Genomic DNA, 26,799 nt, shown 5'->3' on the forward strand with positions numbered 1-26,799 from the left:
TGAGTAAATAAATGAGTTGAGTGAGTAAGCTCTATCCTTGTTATATCAAAGAAACGGGGCCAAATTATTTGCCCCGTTACTTATTCTGTTTAATCTCAATGAGTAGTTGGTAAGGCGACTCATTTCTCTCAATTACAGATACTTCTCAATCGGTAGTAATTGATAGAAACGAGACTGAAAACGCTGCCAACGACCTACTTCAGGTTCTGTCGTCCAGCTCTCCCCTTCCGAATACCAGCGCACCTTGCCTTCAACCAATTCTAGGTGCCAACTGTGCTCTTCGTTAATCACCTCATCAATATCATCGGCTAAACTCGCGGCGATCTCCTCGTCTTCAATCACCAACACAGATTCGGTATTGAGGTACGTTGAACGTAGGTTGAAATTGAACGATCCTATAGTTGCTACTTTGCGATCAAAGACCGCTGACTTCGAGTGCAGCCCATACGGCACTGCAGGGGCACACTTAGATTCGTCTTTGGTGGACTCTTGGCATAGATCGGAATCTGGCTTGAGCTCAAACAACTCGATTCCATGCTCAAGCATGTCTTTGCGGCGGCCAGCGTAGGCAGAGTGGTTAGTCACCAGATCGTTGGATTCCATCGAGTTAGTAAAGGCTTTTACTACAACCCCCTCTTCCACCAAATCTTGCCATGCCGCTAACTGGCGATCATCAAACACCAAGTAGGCCGACTCCAACAACACTTCCTGCTGAGACTGCTGCGCTAATTTAGCCAGCAACACCGCGGTCTGTTTTGGCACATCGGTATTGCCTTCATCTTCGGGTACGGGTTCATCAGACACAAAGTAAGCATCCACCCATTTCATTTGTTGGGTCACATTACCAAGCAGCTGTTTGGCTTGCTCCGTATTAGCCGGAAGCGCAGGATAATTGGCGTACGCTGGCGCTTCCACAGCATTGATCATGTCAACATAATCAATGGCCTCGCCGCCTAGTAAGGTGACTGGGTAAGACCAGCGGCTATCCCAGTACTTATCGAAGTTATCTGAAATCTGTTCGACGACTGCACCAGCCACCAATACGTCACGATCTCGGAAGTTAATTTCATCAGACAAATCAAAATACTCATCACCAATATTTCGACCACCAACGACCGAGAACGCGCCGTCTACCGTAAACGACTTATTGTGCATGCGTCGATTTAAGCGTGAGAAGTCGCCTAAAAAGCTCAACCATTTGCTTACACCACTTCGGCTTGGTGTGGGGTTAAAAATTCGAATTTCAGCATTGGGGTGAGAATCAAGGGCAGTGAGCAGGTCTTCACGTTCGTTCAGGTTGATGTCATCGAGCATCACTCTCACATGCACGCCTCTGTCAGCAGCCGCTAGCAGACGTTTCGCCAAGTAGTGCCCAGAATGATCCGAGTTCCAAATATAGTATTGAATATCAATGCTTTTCTGCGCGGTTTCAATTAGAGCCAAGCGCTGTGCAAGTGCATCCCAGCCTGAATCTTGAATCTGTACGGAGCTTTGCTCAACTTGATGTTGCTGCCAGTTTAAATGGGCAAGTTCGCTCAACGCCGTTTGACTTTCTTTGTTAGATAAAGCGTCCTGCGTTGACGTAGCTTGCTCATTTGACGCCGAGTCGTGCAAGATTTCTTCGGGCAGAAAAGAACATCCACCAACGGAGAAGGCGAGCAGCACTGACAGCGCAATACGTGAAATCGAAACCATGAACAAAGTATCCCTAAATGATGAACAACAGATGCTTCCTCATCTATCGAACAGTGTTTAATTATAACGGCAGTATATCAAAGAATAAGACCAGTCCGAGTCATGAATCTTAGAATTCATTTCAATTGATTGCTAAATAGGCTTCGTTTAATGAGAATGGCAACAGAATTTCGTTAGAGAAAAACGCCAGATGCCAATCAAATCTGATTTCACCGTCAATGAAAACCAGTGGACTTCACTACCCAACGGCGAGCTGTTCTGGGCACCGAACTTTATGCCGCGTTACGAGGCCGAGCAGCATTTCGACTCGCTCAGGCAACAAATCAAATGGCGTCATGACCAAATTACCCTCTTTGGTAAAACTCTGCCGATTCCTCGCTTACAGGCTTGGTATGGGGATGCCCCTTACTGCTATTCCAACCTCACCATGCAACCTGAACCATGGTTTGACGAACTGCTGAATCTAAAAATCCAATGTGAACAAGTGGCGAATGCGCCGTTAAATTCGGTATTGGCAAACCTATACCGCGATGGAAGCGACTCAAACGGTTGGCACAGCGACGACGAGCCTGAATTGGGAACACAACCGATTATTGCTTCTATGAGCTTTGGCGAAACACGCACGTTTCACCTTAAACACAAACAGAGTGGTCAGAAAATCTCTTTAGAACTCACACCAGGCAGCTTATTGGTAATGGCGGGTGACATGCAAAAGCACTGGCAGCACACGGTACCTAAAACGAAAAAGCCGAAAGGTGAGAGAATTAATCTCACCTTTAGGTATGTGTTTGAGAAATAGGTTCAATTTAAGGAAACATACTCTAGTATGCCAAGCCCGTCACCAGCACCAGAATTAGTCGCCTATAAACTCGTATTGGCTTGCAATAAACTCTTCAAATCCATGAGATCTAGCAGCCTTAAAACAACCATAAGTCTTGGATGATGAGCCATCTTTCATGTACCCAATCGAGCGATTTGCCTCATCCATCAGAAAATTTACCGATTCAGTGTAAGGATCATGCTTTGTTTCAAACGTTTCTTCGTTTTGAACAATCCTGTAGTTACCTCTGCCCATGAATGACAGCGATCGTTTAGTGAACTTCAAATCCTCAGCCAACTCGCTATCAGGATCCACAGCAACAAGGCAACTGACTAGCGCGTAATCTTTTAGATTATTTCTTGCTTCAAGTGTCTGCTCACTGACGTGACTCGGGGAATACGCACACCCGACCACAAACACTACTGCTACTGCCATTACTAGTTGTTTCAATCTTCTTTCACCTTTTCGATATACATGAGAATCGAGCTGCTATTGAGCTAAGTTAGCCGCCGTCTGCTTACCCATTTCAATCAATTTGTCGAGAATTCGCTCCCCATCTACTCGCAGCCCGTTATGTTCATACTCATTGGTGATCCACGCTTTGGCATTGGGCATCAGCGCGAGCGTCTCACGGCTAATATCCATTTCCACAAACATATCATCGGCGTACACTGCGCAGCTCACAGGTACGATATTCTTTGCCAGCACATCTGCACTATACAGCACTGGCCAATCGGATCTTTCTGCGAGCAGCTCAGCGGCTTGCTTAAGGGGTTGTAGGCTTATGTATTGATCAAACATCCATGGGAAAACCATCTCACCAGTAAAGTAAAACGCTTTTCCTTTCGAGTAGTTAAACTCATCTCGATTTTGGCGTACTCGATGCGCACTCCAATTAGAGGCGAAACCTTGACAGTAGATGGACTCATGAAGCAGCGCATAGATAGGGTTAGTTTGGAAATTTTGATCCATCAGCATGCTATTGAGAAATTCATAACGCAGCCGACGCACGCCATTAATCTCGATGAACGCGTTTTCTAGCGCATAGTAGGTCGGTAAAAAGGAATCACTGACGCCAAAGTTAATGCCGATTTGCTGAAACTGCTCGACAGTGAAATGCTGGCCATTCGGTAGTACTTCTTCTACTTCCATTAGGTGGTCAGCAATGTTTTTACACATGGTTTGCGCATTCGGGAACTGCTCAAAAAAGGCTTGGTTCTTATCCATTGTGCGCTTGAAGGTTGCCTCATACACATCGTCAGGGTGACGAGAGATAGACGGCACACCACCTGTGATATAGCTGGCCGTTAAGCTTTGTGGAAACAGAGACAAATAGGTTAACGAGCAGAAACCACCAAAGCTCTGACCTAGGATTGACCACTTATCTACACCCAGTTTCTCACGGATAAATTCGGCATCTCGAACTATGTTATCGGCGCGAAAATGCACTAGGTAATCGGCCTGTTGCTGAGGTGAAAGATGCGCTAAGGTTTGCTCGCTAATGACTGAGCTGTTACCTGTACCGCGCTGGTCCAGCAGTAATACTCGAAACTCTTGAAGTGCGCGCTTTACCCAACCATTGGTGCCATTTTGCCTTGGAGATGGAAAGCCAGGGCCTCCTTGAAAATACACAAGCCAAGGCTTTTGAACATCACCATCGCTTACCAAGGAAAGCTCGCGAGCGAATACCTCAATGGAATCTGATTTAGGCGCGTTGTAATTAAGAGGAACTTGAAAATAGTGCGGCGTGTATTTCACTCCCGCTTCGACAAAGGATTGTGCTTTGATCATTGTTGTTATTGCATCTGTAGCTGACTGAAGCGGTCATAGTAGCTTGTTCTCGTGTCACAACCAATACGCGCTATCTCTTAGTTGTGGACTTGAATGAGCCAAACACAACCTGCCTGCGTATTAATCTGGGAACTAATAAAGTACTAACTGAAACGGAGCCCATTATGTTCTCACTTTTTCGTAGAAACCCGACCAAGAAACTCAAGAAAAAACACTCGACATTACTAGAACAAGCAATGCAAGCACAACGACGTGGCGATATCAAAACCTACTCTTTACTCACTGCTGAAGCAGAAGACGTATTCGCCGAAATCAAAAAAATTCACTCGTCCGAGCGCTAATATTCACTGTTTCACCCCTCCCCCAGCCTAGCTACTTAAGCCCATTCATAACTGCACTACAATGATGCTTTCTCAGCGATGCTTGTATTGAGTTGGGCAGTAACCTCTACTGATACCTGGGCTGCGTAACTTCTCGTGTTTAGTTTTGCGCCCAGAGACCCTAGCTCGCCAGATTCGAAAGCTGCTCGGTTTTAATTGCTGGCGCATAAATCGGATGACTTCTGGCTCACTCATACCGAACTGCAGCTCAATCGCTTCAAAAGGTGTTCTATCCTCCACGCCATCTCAACAATTCGTGACTCATTCTCTTCTTTATCATAGGCCATCTTTTCAATACCTCTCTACACTAAGTAAAGCCCTAGAAAACAGTCCAATAGATACGCAGGTTGATTGTGATTCGTTCATTCGCAAAGGCAATTTACAGTGCAAATTCAGCAAATCATGAAGCGTAACAGGCGAAGTCCCCCGCAAAATTACTATGCAAACCTTATGAAACTAAAATGCGCACTTATTCTCCCATCTTTCAAATATTTATCTAGGAAACAATTTGATACATTGTTTGATGATTTTCAACGAGTTGCATATTTGGCAACCTCATTTAACTCGATGAAAATTCAATCAAGGAGACAACATGCAAGGTAGAGGCTTAGGACAGAGTTTGAAAGTGGAAGAGAGACGTAATTTACTTCATAAGATTATTAAAGGGGCGGTTTTTGGTTTACCCCTGCTAGGGATTGGCTTAACCATTAACAGCTCTGTGATCATGACAGATGCGGGTTATAGCTATGTGCATCAGAACAACATTACCGGCGAACTAGACGTTTTTACTGAGCCAGGCATTCACTTTCGAATGCCATTTTTATCAAAACTCACCAAGTACGATCAGGTCATCACCGTATCATTTGGCAATAATGCTGGGGAAGATTTTTACCAGCGTTTAGATGCCGTACAAGTAAGATTTGCCGACACCTACATTGGTGAAATTCCCGTCACTTACCGGTTCAAACTCAGTAATGACCCTGAGGCGATGAAGAAGATGCACAAAGAGTTTCGAAATAACAGTAACTTGATTGATGCTCTTTTGGTGAAGAACGCACGTAACGTGACCGTAATTACCGCCACCCAATACACGGGGGAAGAGTTCTTCCAAGGTGGGTTGAACCAGTTCAAATCCAAGCTTGGCGACCAGCTTCGTGAAGGTATTTACCTTACCGAGCGCCGTCAGGTGGAAGTGGAGCAGCTTGATCTAGCGCCCGTTGGCGCAAACCAAGCCAATGCGAATCAACTCCAGCGCACCAATCAATTGGTATGGAAAACCGTCCCCGTGGTAGACAATACGGGTCAACCGATCCGCCAAGACAACCCACTTCAGCAATACGGTATTCAGGTTACTCAGGTCACCATTGGCGACCCTCAACCAGAGAAACAACTCGATCAGCTACTGGCGGATAAAAAGCGTCTGGTGGCAGACCGTATCCGAGCAATTCAAGAGCAAGAGACCTCGAAGGCACAAGCTGAAACCGAACAGTTACGCAAAGAGATCCAACGTACTCGTGAAGTTCAAGATGCGCAGCGTAAGAAAGAGCTCGCCATTATTGCTCAGCAAAAAGAGGTAGAAGTTGCACGCCAAATCGCTGAGCGCGAAATCGTGGAAGTCGAAAAGACCAAGCGATTGGCAGAGGTTGAAAAAGAGAAAGAACTTGCGATTGCCGAAGCTAACCTTGCCATCCAAAAAGCCAATGCGCTTTCAGCCGAATTCGAAGCAAAAGCCATTTTGGAAAAAGGCCGCGCCGAAGCCGAAGTATTGAATGCTAAGTACGCGGCACTGGGTGCAAACCACGAGGTTTACCTAGCAGAGCTTAACCGCGACGTTGCTAATGCGCTGTATAAGAACCTGAAGAACTTCAAAGTTCAAATGCCACAAAACTACATAGGTGGTAGCGATGCATCAGGTTTGCATACCAACCTAGACGTAATTACAGGATTTGGGGCATTGGGCTTAATGGATCAAACCAAGAAAATCACTCAAACCCAAGAGCGTAAAAAATAGTCTTTTACCTATCCCTTAGGGCACCAATCTACACATCAATCGAAGGCTGGTGTTCATCACCAGCCTTTTTACTCTCACAAGCGCATTGTCATTCCATTTTTTAGGCAGCAACACAGACATCATTAATCAGTTCGACCTGCCTTTGTGTCACATTCTGCACAGCAACTTATTTTCCTGGTGAAATTTTCAGAATTTTCATCCATACAAGCTCTCTATAATCCCTGCTTTTACGTATATCCTGCACAACAATCCACATAAAATCTGGTCATACCAGCGTGCATTTGTTACAAATCATTAATGAGAGGGTGAATCATTCGCATTTCCGTAATAAAACGAAACAACTATTAATAAAAATGACAATAAAGACATTAGTATTTACCAAATAAATACAAAAGGCAGCAAAGTTCATCATGGAAAAATCATTTATAGCAAGGCAACCTATTCTCGATAGCAAAGGCAGCTTGATCGGCTACGAATTACTGTTTCGCGAGGGGAATGATAACCAATTTCCAGATGTTGACCCTGATTTAGCAACTTCGAAAGTCTTAACGAGTGTGTACTTCAACAGTGATAGCTGCGAGCGTGTACTCCAAGATAAGCTAGGGTTTATTAACTTCCCATACAATAGTCTTGTGAGGCTCATCCCTTCTCTATTACCTAAGCACAAGATAGTGGTAGAAGTATTGGAAGCATGCGAGCCTACCGATGAGCTCCTTTGCGCTCTGAAAGAGCTCAAAGGGCTTGGTTACAAAATTGCGTTGGATGACTTCATGCCCACACCTGCTTGGCGACGCTTTCTCCCTTTTGTCGATATCATCAAATTTGATATCACCGTAGTTCCTTTGAACAAAACAGCCAATTTGATCAAAAAGCTCAGCCACAAAATCTCATTCGTCGCTGAGCGAGTAGAGTCACGCGAAGATTATCTAAAATGCAAAGAGATAGGGTTTCACTATTTTCAAGGTTATTACTTTTCTAAACCAGAAGTCATCCAGCAAAAAGCGATCAGCGCCTCTCAGTTATCTATTCTAAAACTTTGCCAAGAGGTAGCCAAAGAAGAGCTTGAAATCAAACGCTTAGAGAGCCTTTTTGCATCAGATGTTGCACTTTCCTTTAAACTGTTTCGCTACGTTAACTCTTCTAATTTGAGCGTTGAGATCCGCTCATTTAGGCAAGCACTTGTCTATTTAGGCGAAGACAAAATTCGGTTGTTTGTCTCACTCATTGCACTTTCAGCTGACAAAAGCAACGAACCTAAACCGATTTACCTCATGGCAATTCAGAGAGCTTATTTCTGTTCACTAGTCGCAGAGCATTTAAAAATAGGCCGTACGGATGCTTATTTAGTGGGGCTTTTCTCTCTGTTAGATACCATGTTTAAAGTCAGCTTTGAAACTATCTTCGCCTCAATCAAAATAAGTCCTGCAGTCAGTAGCGCTATCCTAGAGCGGGATGGAGTACTCGGAAATATGCTGAGCTTAGTAGAAGCCTATGAAAAAGCGGAATGGCCATCAATTACCCAATTGAACAAAGAATTAGAAGTTTGTCCGCAGATATCGAGTGAATGTTTCACTGAATCTTTGAATTGGGGAAAGCCAAAAAGCAAGGCAAAAAGTAGCGAATGATTTTCAAGGACAATTATTTGCGCTACCTCTTAGTATCATACTGATTTTTGGTGGATAAATAGGCTCAAACTGAGGGAGTGATTATAGTGGTTTTTCCATATCGACAAGACAAGGAAGCACTATGGCGGTAGAAGATCAGCATCACCCTCTAACGGATTTCATTGAGTACCCACCTCAAGAGATGGCGACTCGCTCTGCCGAGAACTTTGCGCATTTAAAGCGTCGCCACTCCATTCGCAGCTTTTCCGATCGCCCTGTTGCCAAAGAAGTCATTGAAAACTGTATTCGCGCGGCAGGCACAGCGCCCAGCGGGGCTAACCACCAACCTTGGCATTTTGTCGCCATTAACAGTGCAGAAGTCAAAGGACAAATTCGTGAAGCGGCTGAAGAGTTGGAGCGCTCTTTTTATGAAGGGCGTGCTGGTCAGGAGTGGTTAGATGCATTAAAGCCGCTCGGCACCGGAGCCAATAAACCTTATCTAGAAAAAGCCCCTTGGCTGATTGCTGTGTTCTCGCAGAAAAAAGGGGGCTTAAGCAATGATGGCGAGCAAACCAACTATTATGTTCATGAGTCTGTGGGCATCGCGACAGGCTTTTTGATTCAAGCCCTTCACAATGCCGGCCTAGGGACGCTGACACATACACCAAAACCCATGAGCTTTCTAAGTAAGATATGCGGCAGAGACAACAGTATCGACCGCCCTTATATGCTGATCGTCACTGGCTACCCAGCAGAAGACGCGACCATTCCAGAACATGCAATGTGTAAAAAGTCACTCGAAGAGATCGCCACTTTTCTGGAAGATTAGTATTGGGAAACCAACGCACAAAAGTTGGAAAGAAAAGCTGGCTCATCGCCAGCTTTTTGTTTTCGGCACCCTATACATGCTCGATACACGCCAGTGTTTGTTCTCTAAGAGCTACAATAATAACAACACGATACGATTTTAAATCTAATCGCCTAAGCAGGGACGTTGCGAGACCCAAATCACTACAACTTTGCTCAATTTTAGCGATTGCGCTCTCGCAAATGATAATAGTTATCAATTATTATTTTAGTATTGAAAGAACACGATACAGGTAATGACGATGAAGGAACTTCTACAACAATGGTTGGAACGCGACCCCGACCCACGGACACGAGAAGAGTTACAAAAACTCGTCGACGAAAATCAACAGTCTGAACTGGAAGACAGATTCAAAACTCGCTTGGAGTTTGGTACTGCGGGCCTGCGTGGCAAAGTGGGCTGCGGCTACAACCGAATGAATCGCTTGGTCATTCAAGAGACAGCGACAGGATTAGGCCACTACCTTATCGATACCGTCAGCAACGCACGTGAACGCGGCGTGGTGATTGGTTACGATGGCCGCCCTGATTCTAAGCAGTTCGCTCACGATACGACATCGGTGCTGACAGCCTTAGGCATTAAGGTTTATCTCACTTACCAAGTTGCGCCAACACCCGTGGTGGCTTTCGGAATCGAGAAGTTCAACGCTGCCGCTGCTGTAGTAGTGACTGCCAGTCATAACCCACCAGAATACAACGGCTTTAAGGTTTACTGGGAGAATGGCGCGCAAATCATTCCACCGCATGATTTAGGTATCGCGGGTGCCATTGATGTCGCCGCAAGTAAACCTATTCCGCTGATGTCTCTGGACGACGCGCATTCAAAGCAGCTTTTAGAATGGCTCGAAGCCGATTACTACCAAGCCTACCGCGAAACCATGAATCAAAGCTCTCTGCTATCGAATCATACCGATCCAAGTGCCATCACTATTGCGTACACGGCAATGCACGGCGTTGGCGGGCAAATGGCTGAAACATTACTTAGTGATGCGGGCTTTAAACACTTCCACAGTGTCAAGGAGCAGCATGAACCTGATGGCACGTTCCCTACCGTTAACTTTCCAAACCCTGAAGAAGCGGGCGCAATGGATATGGTCACTGCTTTAGCCGAATCGGTTGGTGCCCAGTTGGCGTGTGCCAACGACCCTGACGCGGATCGCTTTGCCGTTGCGGTAAGGCTTCCTGAAGGAGGCTATCGCATGTTAACCGGGGATCAAGTGGGTGCGCTGTTCGGTCAGTATTTGCTTGAACAAAGTGGTGGTAAACCGAAATTGGTCGGTAACACCATTGTTTCCTCTAGCCTACTCAGCCGAATTGCGAAAGTTCACGGAGCCACTTACTACCAAACATTAACGGGCTTTAAATGGCTTACCAACATCGCAATGAACGAGCAAACCGAAGAAACGCCTTTCTTGTTTGCCTATGAAGAAGCGCTAGGTTACACGGTTGGTAATGCAGTTTGGGATAAAGATGGCCTATCGGCCATGGTCGCTTTTGCTCAGCTTGCTGCTGAGATTTATAGCAAAGGGCAAACCATCTGGGACAAACTTGAGTCACTCTATCGCGAACATGGCATGTACGTGAATGCACAACGCAGCATTGCCCTATCGCCAGATTCCCCACCCGTTGGAGATCAGCTCAGAGCGAAACCGCCTAAAGAGATTGGCGGGCGCAAAGTTAAAGTTATCGAAGATCTCAAAGCAGGACTTAGATTCGATATGACCACAGGCCGAACCGATGCGATTGCTCTGCCATCAAGTGATGTGCTGATCTACCGTCTCGAAGGTGATGCAAGAGTGATCGTAAGGCCATCTGGCACTGAGCCTAAACTCAAGTGTTACTACGAAGTGATTGAAGCGTTTGAGCAACAAGATACGTTTGCATCGGCACAGAAACAAGCCGACGATGCCATGGCGAAGCTGATTAAAGATCATCAAGCCAGCCTTTAATTCACTCATTAGTGAAGTATAAGTCCGCTTTCTTAAAGGCGGATTTATACTTTCGCACTTCATTCTCCTACTTTTCGGTGCCTTATGTCGCACTAGGTGAGCCATGAAAAGCTAACCGGTTACCATGTTGAAAAGTCGGTTCATATCTCGCAGGCGCGAAGCGTACACCATTCATCACTAGTAAAATAAATACAACTTAACCTATCTTTAATTATTTAAACCTGTATAGTTGCCCTTGCTCTGACAAAGAGTTGTTTCAAGATAAACATATTAAAGTAAGTTTTCCAGCGTCATCCCTAGCAAGTTTTTCTCTGTAATTTCCCTTAATTCTCTATCCCAAAATGATACTTATAGTCAGTGCACCTTAATTTAAATTTATATAAGGGGCATAGTATGTCTAATCAAGTAACTGGCACAGTAAAGTGGTTCAACGAAACTAAAGGTTTCGGATTTATTTCTCAAGACAACGGTGACGACCTATTCGTTCACTTCAGAAGCATCGTTGGCGATGGCTTTAAAAAGCTTGTTGAAGGAGAGAAAGTTTCCTTCACTGTAGGCAAAGGACCTAAAGGTCTTCAAGCTGAAAATGTAACACCATTGTAGTCTTACATTTTAAAAATTTTACTTCCTTATCATGCATGTGATAAGGAAGTTGCTCTGACAAAGAGTTGTTTCAAGATAAAATTATAAAGTAAGTTATCCAGCGTCATCCCTAGCAAGTTTCTCTCTGTAATACCTCTTCATTCTCTATCCTATAAATAATGTCTATGTACAGTGCACCTTAATTAAAATAACTAACAAGGGGCATAATATGTCTAATAAAACATCGAATAAAATCGTTTTCACTCAGAACAGCAAGAGCACTACAAACGTCAAATCTTCCATGCACAAAAATAAGCCGGTAGATCAGTTACTTCAAAGAATATCGAGCGGCCAGAGTGGCGTTGTATTGGAGGAGTTATTTTGAGATCTAATGGTAGAAAGAAAATTTGGTTCAAACTCAAAAATGGAAAATCAAACCAAAGAACTCGCGCACTTGAATCACATCAAATACTCTAGGCCAGAGTCTCTGACTAAACAGAGCTCCGACCTTATTCTTATTGTGCCCCTTCTCCGTCTTACATGAAAAAGGAGCTACCATAACACCTTAGTTACACTCTACTTTTTCAATGTTTGGCATCACCCAAGAGTGATCATACCAAGTGTCCGTTGCACCATAGATTCTGAAGAACGGGAAGAAACCTTCGCCTTCATTGGTTTGAATAGCGTTCGCCACGTTATCAACGTTTGGGCCCCAAATAATGGTGTAAGTACCGTCATCATTTTGTACTAAATCTTCCATAAAGCTGTTAACCCCCAATGAAAGTGGTCGTTCTGAACCATTGAGCGATCTGGCGCATTGTAAGTGACTATCGACCAGAAGTTCTTATAAGGGACTTCTGCTGGAATATCCAATTGGTAACAGTGTGAACCATTTAGAAACTCATCGTTTGAGTCCTTGTACGCTGCAACGTAAACGGCACCTGCCCCTTTTGGAGGATTCGCCATCGCTGCCGATGTAAATGTTGCTTGGTGTGCCCAAGTGATCTGCGCTACGGGATCAACCATGTCAAATGTACGGTGCGTCCAGTTTTCATCTTTTGACGTGTTCGGAAGCGCCCAGTTGCTATCTTCCCACTTGTAGGCGTTTTGCTCACGGTTAGTAAACGTCATGGTTAGGATGCGCTCCCAAGCAGTATCTACTGCTTCGTTAACCATATCCTCATCGGCTGTGCCATCAAAAAATCCAGCGTGATATAGGTGAGCGGTGTTATAGCTGTGCTTCTCTTCACCGTAACCGTTTAACTCGTAGTACATTTTAACCAAACGCGTAATGTCGTCACGATCGAACAGCATGTCTTGGTAACCACCATCTTCATAGACCGGCGCTGATGTATTATAGAACGTCGTCGCAGGTGGATTAGCCGCATCGTCTAATGAGTATGTACGAATGCCTTGTTGAAGATCACGCACTGCTCCTGGCATGCCTTCTTCACCCTGGAACCCTCGGATGAGCCAAACGATGGTATTGGTTGGTGATGGTGCATGAATCATCTCTTCAGGTACCTCGCCGTCCCAGCCCGGACCCGTTAGCAGATATGTACCACCTTGGCCGCGATCTGGGCCAGTCAGACCAAAGTCAGCAAATGATGTCCAACCCGGACCATTGGCCATGCCCATCACGCCAGCCGGTACTTCGAGCACAACCGCTCCGCCCTGTGCGGCTAGGTTTACTGGGTGTACTGCGTAGATAGTTTCAGAATTTGCCGTTAGTACGATTTGACGTGAGTCAACGGACGTTTCCATGATACCGATATTTTGTTCAGTCGAACCCGCGCCAAGATATGAATCATAGAGCGCCATGAATGCAGCTTCCGGTTGTAGGTCAACAAACGCACGTGTTAAGTTTTCACGGTCCATTTGAGCATAGACAGCTTGTGTATCTTGCACAGGGTAGCCGGCAGGGATGTCTGCTGCGATAGCGTTAAATGAAAGCGCTGCAATAGCCGCTGAAATAATCGTCTTTTTCATGGTAGTCACTCTAAATTCTTAATGGTTAAATTAGTCATGAATCTAGCGAATGAAGTACCCGCTGCGATTCGATAAATGCACTATACTCAGAATAAAATGAAAGTGAGGAAATATAGACTTGAAGAAAAGGAAAATTGATATTGATTTAAACTTGCTACGTATTGTTTTAATCATGTGCGAAATGAAATCACTCAAAGCGGTAGGACGTAAATTCAATCGGAGTGAAAGTGCAATCAGTAAATCGCTGGCAAAGGCCAGTGAAGAACTCGGGCAAACACTGTTTGTTCGAACAGCGGAAGGGTTAGTACCCACGCATTACACAAAGTCGATTTACCCTCAGCTCAAATCCGCCCTTATTCACGTTGAAAATGCTCTGGACTTGGAAAGCTTTGACCCTAAACAACATACGCACCCGATTCATATTGCAATGTTGGCCCAACCGATGCAAAAATACGGCGCACGGATCCTTGCCAAGCTCAACCAACTGTTTCCCAATACCCAAATTGAGCTGAGCATATGGAACAACAGCAGCCCCGAGAAAATCATCAACAATGACATCCAGTTGGGTGTTTATGCCTTCAACGAAGCGTTACCCTCTAATATTTATCAACGACCGATCATCAATGATGAGCTCACGCTGGTTGTTTCCCAAAAACACCGTGATGCCACTTGGGAAACCGTGAAAAATTGGTCATTTATCATGACTCGAACTCCCAGCTGGAACGATGACCAGTTCAAAATTCAAGCACTACTCGCCCAGCAGGACATCAAAATTTCAGCCCCATTTGTTGTTGATGATATCAACATCTGTATTGACCTTCTCCAGCAAGGCGAGTTTGCTGCTGCCTACTCGCAGCATTGCATTTTGGACTCGATGCAAGAGGTGCTCTTACCCTCATTTGCTCGACTGCCGATAAAGCTGACTTGCTGTATGAATTTAAGCGATCGTGACGCGCCTTTACAAAAACTGCTCCTTGATACTGTTCTCACGATCATGAAGGAAAAGTCGTCATTGAATGAAGATAAGCCATAGATTCATCTTCACTTATTTCCCTACATTGTATGTCCAATATCGTGGTAAACAGATCGCATAAACATAGTAATATGGACCGACTTGAGCGATCCCGAGCAGCATGTTGGACAAACTTCAATATCTATCATCAGCTTAGGCTGTGGAGTCTCAATCCCGAGCTTGGCAGGCTCTCTCACTTGTCATCAAGATTTGCCGAATAATAAAAAGATTGTTGTGCTCATAGATTACTTAGCTAAGTGTTTCGAGTATCCACACCATACGTACTTCTAAAACCTAGTTCGAAAAGCATCCTATGCTCTAGTAGTCATTAGCCCAATCCGTTATCAATAAAGGTTTTCGAATACGCTTTGTCTTCAGACATGATGTGGGTTCTGAGCCAATCTTTTAGAAACGACAGCAGCTCTTCGCCAATATCTTCGCCCGATTCAACTCGTTTTTGAAACTCAAGCACTTGCCCAACCAAGTTGTTGTGTTTTTCAATGTGGGCCTTGGTGCCAGAATAGCCCACTTGCTCAAACAAGATCTCTTCATACTTGAAATGGTTAGCGGTGTAGCCAATCAAACCTTGAACCACTCGTTTCACCGAAGCGAGGCCGTAGTTGTGTTTGAGTAAATGATTAAGTTCATTGATTAAATGAAGCAAGGTTTGGTGCTGACGATTAATTTCAGCTAAACCGATGTCTAACTCCGAACTCCACTCCATCAATTTGTCACGTTTCTTCTCTTCAGCCGTGACTTGGTTTTCATCGAGAGCAAATCGGTGCAGTAACGAATCAATCTCTCCCGATAGGTTTCGTACGGTTATACTGGCAATCAGAGTTTCTTGCGTCGCTCTTACATTGTTATCGGACTCTTCCGCAACCAAATGCAAACAGCGATTGAGCTCTTCGGTTTGTGACAATTGCTGCTCGGAAGAGCTCGCAATGTTTTGACCATTCAAACTTAGCTCTTCAATTTGCTCACTCAACGCTTTAAAAGAGAGCTCAGCTTCCGATGCGATATTGAGGGACTCTTCCATACTGGATTTATTCTCTTGCATGGTTTGTAGCACATCGTCGGTTTTAAGTTGAAGGTTGTTAATCTTTGTTCGGATCTCTTCGGTCGCTTCTTGGGTTCGCATCGCAAGGGATCGCACTTCATCAGCCACTACCGCAAAACCGCGGCCTTGCTCTCCGGCTCGGGCACTTTCTATTGCCGCATTGAGTGCCAATAGATTGGTTTGCTCTGCAATGCCGCTGATAGTCTCCATCACTTGGCTGATCTGAGTGGTCTCTTCCATCAAGGATTGGAAGTGCTCGTTTGAGTTGTCGATATGTTGATTGGCATTGGCCAAGGACTCTTCAAGCTTAACCATATCTTCGATGCCTTTTGCGGCCTTTTCTTTGGCTTCAAAGGCGAGCTGAGCGGTTGATTCACAGTTATGCGAGACCTGTTCGGTGATGCTAGTGAGCTGGTCTATAGCGTTCTTGGCAGTATCAACGTCTCTTTTCTGCCCTAGTGCACCTTCACGTGATAGTTCAGAGTCGGTCTGAACTTGATTCGCCACCTCAAGCAAACGAGCGGTGGATTTTCCCAAGGCACTCACGGTTCTTGAGACATCCTCACCAATACGATTAAAGGTCTTGTATAAAGGCTTGCCTACCGAACTGTCACTGTTAATACGAACCGTCAGATCGCCTTCCGACAAGTGCACTGATGCATCTCGAAGGCGTCTTAACATATCGTTGATGGCGACCAGTAAGCTGATCACAATCAATTGATAGATCAGATAAAGCGCCACGCTTATCCACGACTGTTCGTAAACCAAACTCACTATCAACGGGCTTGCAAGGCCAATCAATAATAGTGTCCACTTTGCACCCGAGTAGGTGCTCACTTTTTCAATCACACTGCCAAACATACGCCAACCTTTTGTCCTTTGATTTAACGTCGTAAAGACCCCGAGACTCCGCCTATAAAATTATATTAGCGACTACTTTAATAGTGAGCGACCGATGCCAATTGTTCAAAATTTGAGATCAAAAAAAGCGCTAAAATGTTAGCGCTTTATCTTAAATCGTTATCTCGGCTCGTTATCGTCTGATTAGCGCAATTTCTACGTCGCGATCAGCAATCATCCACCAACGATTACCATACTGGTTGTCGTAACCCACCATAGGGTAGTCTTCACAGCCCGCTTGCGGTTGCAGATCCAAGAAACTCTCTTGCCAAGAGCTATCAATGACACAATCTATTGGTGCCACCATCTCCCAAGAACCATCTACAAGCATGCCTAGTGCGACTTTGTCTGCATCAATATTAGTATTAGCCGTAAACTGAATGCCATAGCGGTCACCGACGATCTCTTCTACGTTCCAGTTTTGAGTTGCTGTAGGTGGCAGTGGATGCGGCTGCTTTGCCGTCCCATCAGGTTGAGAGCCATCTAGACCAACATCCGTTGTGAGATCCTTTGTCGCACCATAAGCACTTTGGTATACGCCACCATGCACTTGCATCCCGCTAACAATTAAGCGATCGGATTCTGTATTTCGATCCGCTTTCTGCCAGCTTAACGTCACGTGTTTCTTCATGTCGATCGTCGTAGCTGGAACAACCACATTACCCTGCCTTGCACCAGTGCCATCAAAACCATTGTCACCTTCAATAATACGATTCTGCGCGTTCAGGTTTGGATCCCAACCTTGGTTTTTCGTAAACAGGAAGCGGTAAGCCAAACGCTGCAAGTCGTTCATAGACTCTGCGCGCTTAAAGCCTTCGTGGAAGCTTAGTGTTCGCTGTGTGGTATCAACGCGGTTAAAGGTATTGTTTGTACCGCCAACCAGTTTCGCCGAACCACCATCGAAGCTCTGACAATCTGCCGTCTTGTACTCAACAATATGGTTTAAGATAGGACGTTGCCCCTCAGGAATTGAGTTCGGGTAAATCAACACTTCACAACGATCCAGTGTCCGGCTAAAGGTATCCATTAACGTCCATTGCGGGTTTGCTAGCTCTTTCGGGCCATCTTCGTTGCGCTCAATCGTATGTGGCGCTGAATAAGCGAAGTAATCAACTCGGTCTCCTGTGAAAGATAGCACTGGAGCGTTAACATCGTAATGCTCAGAGCCTTCCTTCATGGTGTCCATCTTATGTAGAACCACATCTTGAATCAGTTCGCGCTCACCGTAACGGTACTCATACCCCTTGTAAGAGGCGTTACCAGAGATGATTTGCGTGTAAGATGGCATGCGGTAGTTACCACCACTTGGCGTTGACGCCAAAGTATCAACACTTGAACGGCCACCAGGATCGTTCGAGCCGTAAACGCGCGCATGGATCTGGGAACGCTGATACATATGCTCGTGGCCTTGCACCCAGATGACATCGTGCTCGGCAAAGGTTTCACGGATCTCTTTGTGGATATCAAACAGGCGATTATCATCCTTCTCACCCTCTACGATCTGCTCACGTGTTTCACCATATTTCGCGCCGACTAAGCCGTCGTGACTGGCGATTACTACGTGATCAAACTTACCTTCATTGTCAGCCAGTACTTCTTGAATCCAGCCAAACGCGATCGGTAAATTGTAGTATGCCAAGCCAATCATCAACACGTTTTCACGGATGATGTAGTAGTTCAGCCATTCCGCACTTGGCATATGGATCGCGTCTTCTGGAATGAAGTGGCGCATATTTTCAATCCACTCCACTGTGTAAGCCCAACTCGTCTCATGGTTCCCCATCACGGGTAAGAATTCCATGCCTGCTTCACGATATTTGGTTGCTACGCCTACCCATTGTTCCCACTCGTGCGTTGAACCGTTATCCGTTAAATCCCCCACTGGAATAACAACATTCACTCCTTCTTCCTGCTGCTTAGCCAGTGCAGCTTCCATTGGGTGCACCGCGACATTCCAGCCGCCACCTTGCGTATCTGGCAAAAGACCTAGCTTTACTGAGCCCGGCACTAATTCAATGTCGTCTTTACGTGAAGAATCATCACTTGAGTTTTTACAAGCACTCAAGCTTGCGATGATGCCTAAAGCCACCGCTGTTTTTAGTTTGTTTTTTATCATTACTCACAACCAATTATGTTTTAATCGGCTGAGAAAACTACATTCCAATTATTACAAAATAATTAACTAAATAATAAATTAGAAATTAATAAAACTTTAATAAATTAAAAATACCATCCAACAAACCTTTAAATAAACCCTTTAAACATCGATGAAACTTATCATTAAATCACTAACAATTATAGGGCATTAATAACCCCTCTTTATTCACAGGCACAATATATCAGCCCAGAAAGAGCAGTGTACGAACTGAATGAAGAGGCGATGTGCATGGTTGCTGCTAAGTATCTAGGCCACGAAAGGTATAACACCCATAAGGATAGGTTTGAAGAGCTCACTGTCGAATACAGTGTGCCGGAGGACCTAAAGAAAAATATTATCGAATATAATCAATCTCAATATAATCACTTTATATCAAGAGCAGAAAAAAGATACGATGAAGATATATATCCTTCAATGCTTAAATCTGCGTTTACTCATAAATGTTTATTTATGAATGGATATGAAGCCAGAAGGCCATTTAACTCAGAACCACCAAAAATATAATTATAAATAGTTATTATTAATGAAATAATATAAATAAGGCAGATGATTTTATCTGCCTTATTTTAGATTATTCCTAGAGATTAACTTTTTAGGTTATCCAACAACTGCTCGCATTGCGCTTTGAGATGAATGAGCTCACCTTCACTCATCTTTGACAAACAGAACATATCCATAGGAACATGTTGAGCTTGCTCTTTTAGTGCCATACCTTCATCAGTTAGAGTGATCACCCGAACTCGCTCATCTTCTGCACTGCGCGTTCGCAGTACATAACCTTTAGCCTCCATTCGCTTGAGCATTGGCGTCAGCGTGCCCGAATCCAAGTGGGTTTTCTGCCCCAGAGTCTTTACGTTGATCTCTTTGTGCTCCCATAGCACCATCATCACGATGTATTGCAGGTAGGTGAGATCAAGCGCTTTCAACAGGGGTTGATACGCGCGGCTCATCGCATTCGATGCGCTGTATAACGCAAAGCAGACCTGATTATCCAACTTCAAATACTCGTCTTGCTCACTCATCTTAAACCTACACTTCAAATTACATTGTGCACAATATACTTGCACACTTTAAATTTATCAATTATGCTCATTTCAAAATTAAGTTGTGTGCAATATAATTTTGTACAACTTTAATATCGATTAAATGAAGGAAGAGCATCATGGCAACACTTTACACAACTTCTGCAACTGCAACAGCAGGCCGCAATGGTCAAGTTTCAACTGACGACAACCTACTTTCAGTTGCACTCAGCTACCCTAAAGAGATGGGCGGTTCTGGCGAAGCGACCAACCCAGAACAGCTTTTTGCAGCTGGCTACTCTGCCTGTTTTTCTAATGCGCTATTGCACGTTGCGAAAGAGATGAAGATCAAGCTCGCTTCTGCACCAACCAAAGCAACAGTGGGTATTGGCCCGAACGAGCAAGGGGCTTTGCCTTGACGGTAGCCCTAGCAGTAGAGCTAGACCTAGAGCAAGAACAGGCAGAAACATTGGTGAAAACCGCACACCAAGTTTGCCCATATTCAAACGCAGTGCGTGGCAACATTGATGTCGCTCTGTCGGTAAACGGCCAAGCGCTGTAATTAATAACAAATACAAGAAATCATAAGGATACGTCATGCGCGCAGTACGAATTCACCAATACGGTGGCACCGAGACTCTGAAACTTGAGCAAATTGAAAAACCACAGCTCAACGACGACGACATTTTGATCCAAGTAAAGTCAGCGGCCATCAACCCAGTGGATTGGAAGATCCGTGAAGGTTACTTAAAAGAGTTCATCCCTTATTCACTACCAGTGACATTAGGTTGGGATGTAGCGGGCATTGTCACCGAAGTCGGTGCAAAGGTGACAGGTTTTGCTATTGGTGATGAAGTGTTTAGCCGACCAAACATCGCTCGCGATGGTAGCTACGCCGACTTTATTGCGATAAAAGCAGACGAAGCTGTACTCAAGTCGCCTAAACTCGATTTCGCACAAGCCGCAGCCCTGCCACTTGCAGGCATTACGGCTTGGCAGTGTTTGGTTGATGTAGCCGACATTCAAGCTGGTCAGCGTGTATTGGTTCACGCGGGGGCTGGCGGCGTCGGTCACCTAGCGATTCAAATTGCGAAAGCGAAGGGCGCAACCGTGATTGCTACGGCTTCAACGGCTAACTTGCCACTATTGAAAGAGTTAGGTGCAGATGAAACGATTGATTACACGCAAGGTGCTTTGAGTGAGCAAATCGAAAAGGTGGATGTCGTACTCGACACCATGGGCGGCGAAGTACAAAAATCATCTTGGGCATTGCTCAACACAAATGGCATGCTCGTTTCCGTGGTAGAGCCGCCAAGCGAAGAAATCACGAAGGAACACAATGTTCGTGCAGCATTCGTATTCATCGAGCCAAGTGCCCGTATTCTTGGTGAACTAAACGCGTTGGTGGAATCGGATCAACTGCGTCCTGTCATTGAACATCGCTTCCCACTCGAAAAGATTGTAGAAGCACATGAGCAAAGCCAATCAGGCCGTACACGTGGCAAGATCATTGTTGATGTGAGTTAAGAGCAATACTTCTTAATAGCGCCATTCCTCATTAGCGCCCAACATACAAGTTGGGCGTTTATATTGTATCTTTTAGCCTTTTCCTATGATCAATGTAGGTAGAACAAAAAGCTAAAAATAACTCATATTAAAAACCGTACATTAGCCACAAAATACAGTAGTTACTAAAAGTTAACTAATTGCACTTATTATCTATAAGCGCCATAGGTACCGCAGATAGGCCTGCGTCATCTTGATAAACGTTTAAAAAGGAATCTTAATGAGCAACGTACTAACCATCAATGCACACGAACCTTCAATGTAGACAGAGAAGCTTGGCGTTTCAAGTAGTTAACAATTAGTAACCTAGGTGAGGTTTGGCTTAATTCAATCGTGCGATATCTGATCACGTCCAGCATGTTTGGCAGCATATAACAGGTCATCAGCGCGGTTTAAGATATCGCCAACGCTCTCCCCTGGCTTAAACTGAACCAGCCCAATACTGACAGTGAGCGTTAATCGCTCTGCTGGATCTGGAAGTTGTGCTTCTTTCAATTTACTCATTAGGCGCTTCAAAACAGCTTGCGCTTCTTCAAGTTCGGTTTCAGGAAACACGACTAGGAACTCTTCGCCCCCCACCGACCATAGAGATCCATTTTTCGGCCCACTTTTGGTGCAATCGAGCCAAACAACTTCAACACATCATCCCCAATAGCATGACCGTAGGTATCATTGATGAGTTTAAAATGGTCAAAATCAATCAGAGCTACCGACAAAGCCATACCCGAGTCATTGGCACGTTTAACCAACTGATGAAGCGCCTCCTCAACGAAGCGTCGGTTATTTAATCCCGTCAGCGCGTCGGTATTGGCCATGATTTTCATTTTCTCTGTGAGAATTTCCATTGCGCGGATATCGCGCGTTCTGGCCACTTCATGCCCTACCCACTCGGCAAACAACTTAACCAGTTCGTAGTCTTGACGAATAAACGGTCTACACGGCTTAGGGCTGGAAAAGTTTAGGGTTCCGTAGCGCTCACCATCGACAAAAATAGGCGCGTAGATAGGCTTCCAATCCAAAATTAATAAAGCATGGATGCGTGGCAATGGTACTGTGAGAAACATGGGGAAAACCTTGTACGTCGTTCGCCGCATAGACATGCGAGCAGTAGGTTCCCTCCAAATCGAAAGCCATGCCTTCTTCGAGTGCATCCTCTGGATGCACAGCGTGCTGTACAACGTAATTGGAACCCTCTATTTGACTAAAGATCCCAATCGGAAGGTGGAACAGTTCTGTGCCCAACTTTAAAATCGCTTTCACGCGATCTTCAAAACTAAGGTGACGAGAAGAGGTAATGGTGTGGAGTTTGTTCAAGGCCTCTTCGACCGCCAGCCTCGCAGACTCATCCGAAATTAACGCGACAAAACCGATCGGTTTGCCACTGGCATCTTTCAAAGGCCCACCGTGGGTCGAACCGAAAAATTCGCGACCATTTTTGTCACGGTATTTTACCGTCGTTGACCCTTTATTGTCAGTGAAATCGGGCCTGTAACGTGTATTACCTAAACGTTCATAGTCGCTCGCATAAGCATAAAGTATCTGCGTACTCTGACCCTTTAACTCAGAAGGAGAGTAGCCAAACAGATCTTGGCCTTTTTGATTCAAGTCGAGAATTTTACGATCCAACGACGCGACAATCGCCGCCTGATCAATGTATTCAAAACTTCTGATCAATACTGCAAGCTCTTCTTGGTTGAGGCTATTGGCTTCCTTTGCCGACATGTTCACCCTTAAACTCATTCACATAATCTATAGTAACTTTAGCGAACAACGCACTGATTCGACAGCTATTGATTCATTACTAATTGCGCTTAATAGATCTGGTGCACAAAAGTCGGAAGAAGAAAAACCATGGTATTATCATCCACTTTGATTCAATCAATCCTGATAATACCTCTCTAGGTCGTGGTGCCATTCAAAAAATGAGAAAAAGCGGTCAAAGCTATCCGTATTAATTGCTAGTACATTTGTAATCATTACCCTAATAACCCTATACAGCTTTCTGAAGGTGTAACAATTTAGATTCCTGTTACACACTGCAAATTCTGCACACAATTCATCTCAATTTTGTCTGAACTGCTGGGCAAATTTGAAGTCCAACAAACCAGTAAAAAGTCTTACAGCAACGATGGTCATAATGGCCTACACTTAGGGACTTGTTGGCTAAACTATTGAAGGAAAAAGGTTTGATCTTTACTACTACAGAAAACGTACCTGGCCATGAAATCACCGCTATACTAGGGGTGGTTACAGGGAACGTAGTTCAGTCGAAACATATCGGAAGAGACATCATGCTGGCCTGAAAGGCATCGTCGGGGGTGAGTTAAAGGGTTACACCGAAATGCTTACCGATGCTCGTAATACTTCTATTTCGCGCTTAGTGGATGAAGCTGCAAAGCTTGACGCAGATGCCATAGTGGGTATTCGCTTTACGACAAGCGCTATCATGGATGGCTCTTCGGAAATTCTGGCCTACGGTACGGCAGTTAAGTTAATTAAAAACTAAGGTGTGACTAAACGCTTTATGGCTATTCTAATAAGAAAATATCAACCTTCTGATGCCCCTGCGCTTTGGAAACTTTTCTATCACACGATCCGCTTTGTCAACATTCGTGACTACAGCCTCGTTGAAGTAGAAGCCTGGGCTCCAGACAACTTCAATTTTGAAATTTGGCAGAAAAAGATGCTGTCAATTGATCCTTTCGTTGCCGAGATAAACGACGAAGTAGTAGGTTATTGCGACCTACAAATCGACGGTAAAATTGACCATTTCTTTTGTCACCATGAACACCAAGGTGAAGGGGTTGGCCGGGCATTGATGAACCATGTATTTGAGATGGCTAAACAACAAGGACGTACACGTTTTTATTCAGAGGTGAGTATTACCGCCCGCCCCTTCTTTGAGCACTTTGGCTTTAAGACAATCAAAGAGCAGAAAGTCGAAATACGCGGACAGATGCTAACCAACTTCGTCATGGAAAAGTACAACTAGCCTTTTTCTATTTTACGAAACAGCTACCAATGAAAAAGCCCGCAGAATGAAACTCTGCGGGCTTTTCATTTTCTGTAGGCTTAGCCTACGAACTTGTAGAACACAGTCGCTAACGGCGGGATTCGCAGAGCTAAAGACTGATCTAGCCCTTCACTTTCAACTTGCTCTGTTTTCGCGGATCGAATCACTTCAAACTCACTGCCATGGTAGGCTTTGTCATCCGTGTTAAGTAGTAACTCATAACGTCCTTCAAATGGCACACCTAAGCGGAATGCTTCGTGTGGCACTGGGGTAAAGTTCGTTACGACAAGAACACGCTCACCGTCTTCGCTGATACGCTCATGCGCCAAAATGCTCGCTTGCGCAGCATCTTGTAAACGCCACTCGAAGCCTTTTGGCTCAGCATCAAGCTCAAATAGCGCTTTTTCATCACGGTACAGCTTGTTCAAATCACGCGTCAGGTTTTGCACGCCTTGGTGACGTTCAAACTCTAGCAAGAACCATTGCAATTGATCATCGTGGTTCCATTCAGCGGTTTGACCAAACTCTGCACCCATGAAGTTAAGCTTCTTGCCCGGCTGTGCATACATGTAGCCCAGGTAAGCACGTAAGTTAGCCGTTTGCTGCCACTCATCACCAGGCATCTTATTGTGGATAGAGCCTTTTCCATAAACCACTTCATCGTGCGACAGCGACAGCACGTAATTCTCGCTATGAGCGTAAACCAGCGGGAAGGTAATGGTGTTGTGATGGTATTGACGATGAATCGGATCTTCTTGAATGTACGAAAGGCTGTCGTGCATCCAACCCATGTTCCACTTGAAGCCAAAGCCCAAGCCTCCCATGAAAGTTGGCGCAGAAACACCTGGGAACGCAGTTGATTCTTCAGCAATCGTCATCGCATTCGGGAAGTGTTTGTAAACTTCTTCGTTCATCCACTTCAATGTTGCGATAGCATCGTAGTTCTCGTTACCACCATCGATGTTTGGTATCCATTGGTCGTGGCTACGCGAGTAATCAAGATAAAGCATTGAAGCCACCGCATCCACGCGGATGCCGTCAATGTGGAACTGTTCAAACCAATATAGCGCGTTAGAGACTAGGAAACGGCGGACGTGCTCACGCCCCATGTCATAGATGTAAGAGTTCCAATCTTGGTGCCAGCCACGACGTGGATCTGGATCGTGGAATAGTGGCGTACCATCAAAGTTTGCCAAACCGTGATCATCAGATGGGAAGTGTGCAGGTACCCAATCTAGCACAACGCCAAGGCCAGCTTGGTGACAAGCATCAACGAAGTACTTAAAGTCATCTGGCGAACCAAAACGACTGGTTGGCGCAAACAGGCCTACTGGCTGATAACCCCAAGAGCCGTAGAACGGGTGCTCAGACACAGGCATGAGCTCGACGTGGGTGTAACCCATATCTACTAGGTATGGTACTAATTGCTCAGCAAGCTCGCGATAGTTAAGAAATTCGCCTTGCTTGTTGCGACGCCAAGAACCCGCATGCAGCTCGTAGAAAGACAGCGCTTCTTTGCGTTTTTCCGTTACCGGTCTTGATTGCCATTGGCTATCTTGCCATTGGTAGCGATCGTGATTGTAAGTCACTGAGGCGAATGAAGGGTGCTGCTCAGCATAGAAACCCCAAGGGTCTGCTTTGTGTGGTAAGCCTTCACCGTTTGGACCTTTGAGTTCAAACTTGTACTGAGTACCTTCTGGTAGATTCGGAACGAAAATGCCCCAAATACCGTAATCTAAACGTTGCATTGGGCAGCGGCGACCGTCCCAATTGTTGAAAGCGCCGACAAGGCTACATGCTGATGCGTGCGGTGCGTAAACAAGAAAACGCGTACCTGATATGGTTTCTCCATCGCGCTCCAGTGTGACAAACTGAGCACCTAAGTGGTGGTACATCTCTTTTGGCGTGTGCAACGCATCATACTCGGCATACAGCGCATGATACTGATATGGGTCGTCTACAAGCTGTTCGTTGCCAGCCCAATCAACTGCCAACTGATAATGTGTAAAACGTAAATCTCTGTCGCTACGTAATACAAAACCTGAGGCACCTTCGCGCTCAAGTTCAATTCGAGGTTCCCCAGCAATCGCAAGCTCAACGCGATCCGCACCCGGCATCCAAACTCGTAGGCTCAACTCTTTGTCTGAAACATAAGGGCCTAAAAATGAGAAAGGGTCAGCAAACGAAGCGTGCGAAAGTTGGTTATACGCCGTGATCTTTTGGTCTTTAATCTTGGTTTCCAAGGTGTATCTCTCCCTAACCTAACTTCCAATTTGTTCTTTAAATATACCAACACGGTTTTAAGTTTAAGTATCCTAGTGTTAGCAAAAAAGCCCGCTAAAATAGCGGGCTAATAAAAGCATGGATACTGTACCGTATT

The 26,799-nt window shown here is 45.1% G+C and carries 21 protein-coding genes and 4 pseudogenes; 13 read left to right on the forward strand and 12 right to left on the reverse strand.

Features of this window, described 5'->3' with window-relative positions; all coding sequences use genetic code 11:
- Nucleotides 1-132: 132 nt before the first annotated feature.
- On the reverse strand, nt 133-1,695 hold the full coding sequence (locus tag UA76_RS03715; RefSeq protein WP_047043196.1) for a phospholipase D family protein: 1,563 nt from the start codon (nt 1,693-1,695) through the stop codon (nt 133-135).
- A gap of 190 nt (nt 1,696-1,885) precedes the next feature.
- On the opposite strand from UA76_RS03715, the gene UA76_RS03720 reads away from it, so the two are divergent.
- Nucleotides 1,886-2,494, forward strand: a complete 609-nt coding sequence (locus UA76_RS03720; protein ID WP_047043198.1) for an alpha-ketoglutarate-dependent dioxygenase AlkB family protein — start codon at nt 1,886-1,888, stop codon at nt 2,492-2,494.
- A gap of 54 nt (nt 2,495-2,548) precedes the next feature.
- Here the strand turns inward: UA76_RS03720 and UA76_RS03725 are convergent, their stop codons facing one another.
- Together UA76_RS03725 and UA76_RS03730 are read right to left on the reverse strand one after the other, a co-directional pair.
- Nucleotides 2,549-2,965 (reverse strand): hypothetical protein, encoded by a 417-nt coding sequence (locus tag UA76_RS03725; protein ID WP_238322166.1) that lies wholly within the window; start codon nt 2,963-2,965, stop codon nt 2,549-2,551.
- Between the two features lie 39 nt (nt 2,966-3,004).
- Complete coding sequence (locus UA76_RS03730) at nt 3,005-4,303, reverse strand: alpha/beta fold hydrolase (protein WP_157617557.1); 1,299 nt, start codon at nt 4,301-4,303, stop codon at nt 3,005-3,007.
- 167 nt (nt 4,304-4,470) lie between these two features.
- Here UA76_RS03730 and UA76_RS23580 point away from each other — a divergent pair, with 167 nt between their 5' ends.
- Nucleotides 4,471-4,647: a DUF6435 family protein gene (locus UA76_RS23580; RefSeq protein ID WP_157617554.1), complete on the forward strand. Its 177-nt coding sequence runs from the start codon at nt 4,471-4,473 to the stop codon at nt 4,645-4,647.
- Nucleotides 4,648-4,719: 72 nt separating this feature from the next.
- Here UA76_RS23580 and UA76_RS03735 read toward each other — a convergent pair.
- Nucleotides 4,720-4,973 (reverse strand): annotated as a pseudogene (locus UA76_RS03735) (TIGR03643 family protein).
- A gap of 305 nt (nt 4,974-5,278) precedes the next feature.
- On the opposite strand from UA76_RS03735, the gene UA76_RS03740 reads away from it, so the two are divergent.
- The 5 genes from UA76_RS03740 (at nt 5,279) to UA76_RS03760 (ending at nt 11,720) form a co-directional block, all read left to right on the forward strand.
- Nucleotides 5,279-6,697, forward strand: a complete 1,419-nt coding sequence (locus tag UA76_RS03740) for an SPFH domain-containing protein (protein WP_047043204.1) — start codon at nt 5,279-5,281, stop codon at nt 6,695-6,697.
- A 410-nt stretch (nt 6,698-7,107) separates the two neighbouring features.
- Nucleotides 7,108-8,322, forward strand: a complete 1,215-nt coding sequence (locus UA76_RS03745; protein ID WP_047043207.1) for an EAL and HDOD domain-containing protein — start codon at nt 7,108-7,110, stop codon at nt 8,320-8,322.
- Between the two features lie 121 nt (nt 8,323-8,443).
- Nucleotides 8,444-9,130 carry a nitroreductase family protein gene (locus UA76_RS03750; protein ID WP_047043210.1) on the forward strand — a complete coding sequence of 229 codons (687 nt, stop codon included), beginning with the start codon at nt 8,444-8,446 and terminating at the stop codon, nt 9,128-9,130.
- 280 nt (nt 9,131-9,410) lie between these two features.
- The gene (locus UA76_RS03755) at nt 9,411-11,117 is read left to right on the forward strand and encodes a phospho-sugar mutase (protein WP_047043339.1); all 1,707 of its coding nucleotides are present in this window, start codon (nt 9,411-9,413) and stop codon (nt 11,115-11,117) included.
- 393 nt (nt 11,118-11,510) lie between these two features.
- A complete protein-coding gene (locus UA76_RS03760) occupies nt 11,511-11,720 on the forward strand; it encodes a cold-shock protein (protein ID WP_047043212.1) in 210 nt (69 codons plus the stop codon).
- 544 nt (nt 11,721-12,264) lie between these two features.
- Here UA76_RS03760 and UA76_RS03765 read toward each other — a convergent pair.
- Together UA76_RS03765 and UA76_RS03770 are read right to left on the reverse strand one after the other, a co-directional pair.
- The gene (locus UA76_RS03765) at nt 12,265-12,459 is read right to left on the reverse strand and encodes a hypothetical protein (RefSeq protein WP_047043214.1); all 195 of its coding nucleotides are present in this window, start codon (nt 12,457-12,459) and stop codon (nt 12,265-12,267) included.
- Entirely contained in the window at nt 12,447-13,688 is a 1,242-nt protein-coding gene (locus UA76_RS03770; RefSeq protein ID WP_047043217.1) for a DUF1254 domain-containing protein, read from the reverse strand. Before UA76_RS03770 ends, UA76_RS03765 begins: the two co-directional genes overlap by 13 nt.
- 118 nt (nt 13,689-13,806) lie before the next feature.
- On the opposite strand from UA76_RS03770, the gene UA76_RS03775 reads away from it, so the two are divergent.
- Nucleotides 13,807-14,721 carry a LysR family transcriptional regulator gene (locus UA76_RS03775; protein ID WP_047043220.1) on the forward strand — a complete coding sequence of 305 codons (915 nt, stop codon included), beginning with the start codon at nt 13,807-13,809 and terminating at the stop codon, nt 14,719-14,721.
- A 307-nt stretch (nt 14,722-15,028) separates the two neighbouring features.
- Here UA76_RS03775 and UA76_RS03780 read toward each other — a convergent pair whose 3' ends face one another.
- Entirely contained in the window at nt 15,029-16,621 is a 1,593-nt protein-coding gene (locus UA76_RS03780) for a bacteriohemerythrin (protein ID WP_047043224.1), read from the reverse strand.
- Nucleotides 16,622-16,793: 172 nt separating this feature from the next.
- The gene (locus UA76_RS03785) at nt 16,794-18,776 is read right to left on the reverse strand and encodes a metallophosphoesterase family protein (RefSeq protein WP_047043225.1); all 1,983 of its coding nucleotides are present in this window, start codon (nt 18,774-18,776) and stop codon (nt 16,794-16,796) included.
- A gap of 270 nt (nt 18,777-19,046) precedes the next feature.
- On the opposite strand from UA76_RS03785, the gene UA76_RS03790 reads away from it, so the two are divergent.
- Nucleotides 19,047-19,322: a hypothetical protein gene (locus UA76_RS03790; protein ID WP_157617555.1), complete on the forward strand. Its 276-nt coding sequence runs from the start codon at nt 19,047-19,049 to the stop codon at nt 19,320-19,322.
- A gap of 80 nt (nt 19,323-19,402) precedes the next feature.
- On the opposite strand, the gene ohrR is transcribed toward UA76_RS03790, so the two are convergent.
- Entirely contained in the window at nt 19,403-19,840 is a 438-nt protein-coding gene (gene ohrR / locus UA76_RS03795; RefSeq protein ID WP_047043230.1) for a transcriptional regulator OhrR, read from the reverse strand.
- Nucleotides 19,841-19,980: 140 nt separating this feature from the next.
- Between ohrR and ohr the strand changes: the two are divergent.
- Both ohr and UA76_RS03805 read left to right on the forward strand, forming a co-directional pair.
- Nucleotides 19,981-20,402: pseudogene (gene ohr / locus UA76_RS03800) on the forward strand (organic hydroperoxide reductase Ohr).
- A 35-nt stretch (nt 20,403-20,437) separates the two neighbouring features.
- Entirely contained in the window at nt 20,438-21,367 is a 930-nt protein-coding gene (locus UA76_RS03805; protein ID WP_047043231.1) for an NADP-dependent oxidoreductase, read from the forward strand.
- 366 nt (nt 21,368-21,733) lie between these two features.
- Here the strand turns inward: UA76_RS03805 and UA76_RS25570 are convergent.
- Nucleotides 21,734-22,500, reverse strand: a pseudogene (locus UA76_RS25570) (sensor domain-containing diguanylate cyclase).
- Nucleotides 22,382-23,128, reverse strand: a complete 747-nt coding sequence (locus tag UA76_RS24385) for a PAS domain-containing protein (protein ID WP_238322169.1) — start codon at nt 23,126-23,128, stop codon at nt 22,382-22,384. Before UA76_RS24385 ends, UA76_RS25570 begins: the two are co-directional and overlap by 119 nt.
- A gap of 521 nt (nt 23,129-23,649) precedes the next feature.
- Here UA76_RS24385 and UA76_RS03815 point away from each other — a divergent pair.
- Nucleotides 23,650-23,912 (forward strand): annotated as a pseudogene (locus tag UA76_RS03815) (heavy metal-binding domain-containing protein).
- 18 nt (nt 23,913-23,930) lie between these two features.
- Entirely contained in the window at nt 23,931-24,398 is a 468-nt protein-coding gene (locus UA76_RS03820) for a GNAT family N-acetyltransferase (protein WP_047043233.1), read from the forward strand.
- Between the two features lie 80 nt (nt 24,399-24,478).
- Here UA76_RS03820 and glgB read toward each other — a convergent pair whose 3' ends face one another.
- Nucleotides 24,479-26,662, reverse strand: a complete 2,184-nt coding sequence (gene glgB / locus UA76_RS03825) for a 1,4-alpha-glucan branching protein GlgB (RefSeq protein ID WP_047043235.1) — start codon at nt 26,660-26,662, stop codon at nt 24,479-24,481.
- Nucleotides 26,663-26,799 lie beyond the last annotated feature (137 nt).

Origin of the sequence: Vibrio mexicanus (assembly GCF_001012815.1) — a bacterium.
Taxonomy (GTDB): Bacteria; Pseudomonadota; Gammaproteobacteria; order Enterobacterales; family Vibrionaceae; genus Vibrio; species Vibrio mexicanus.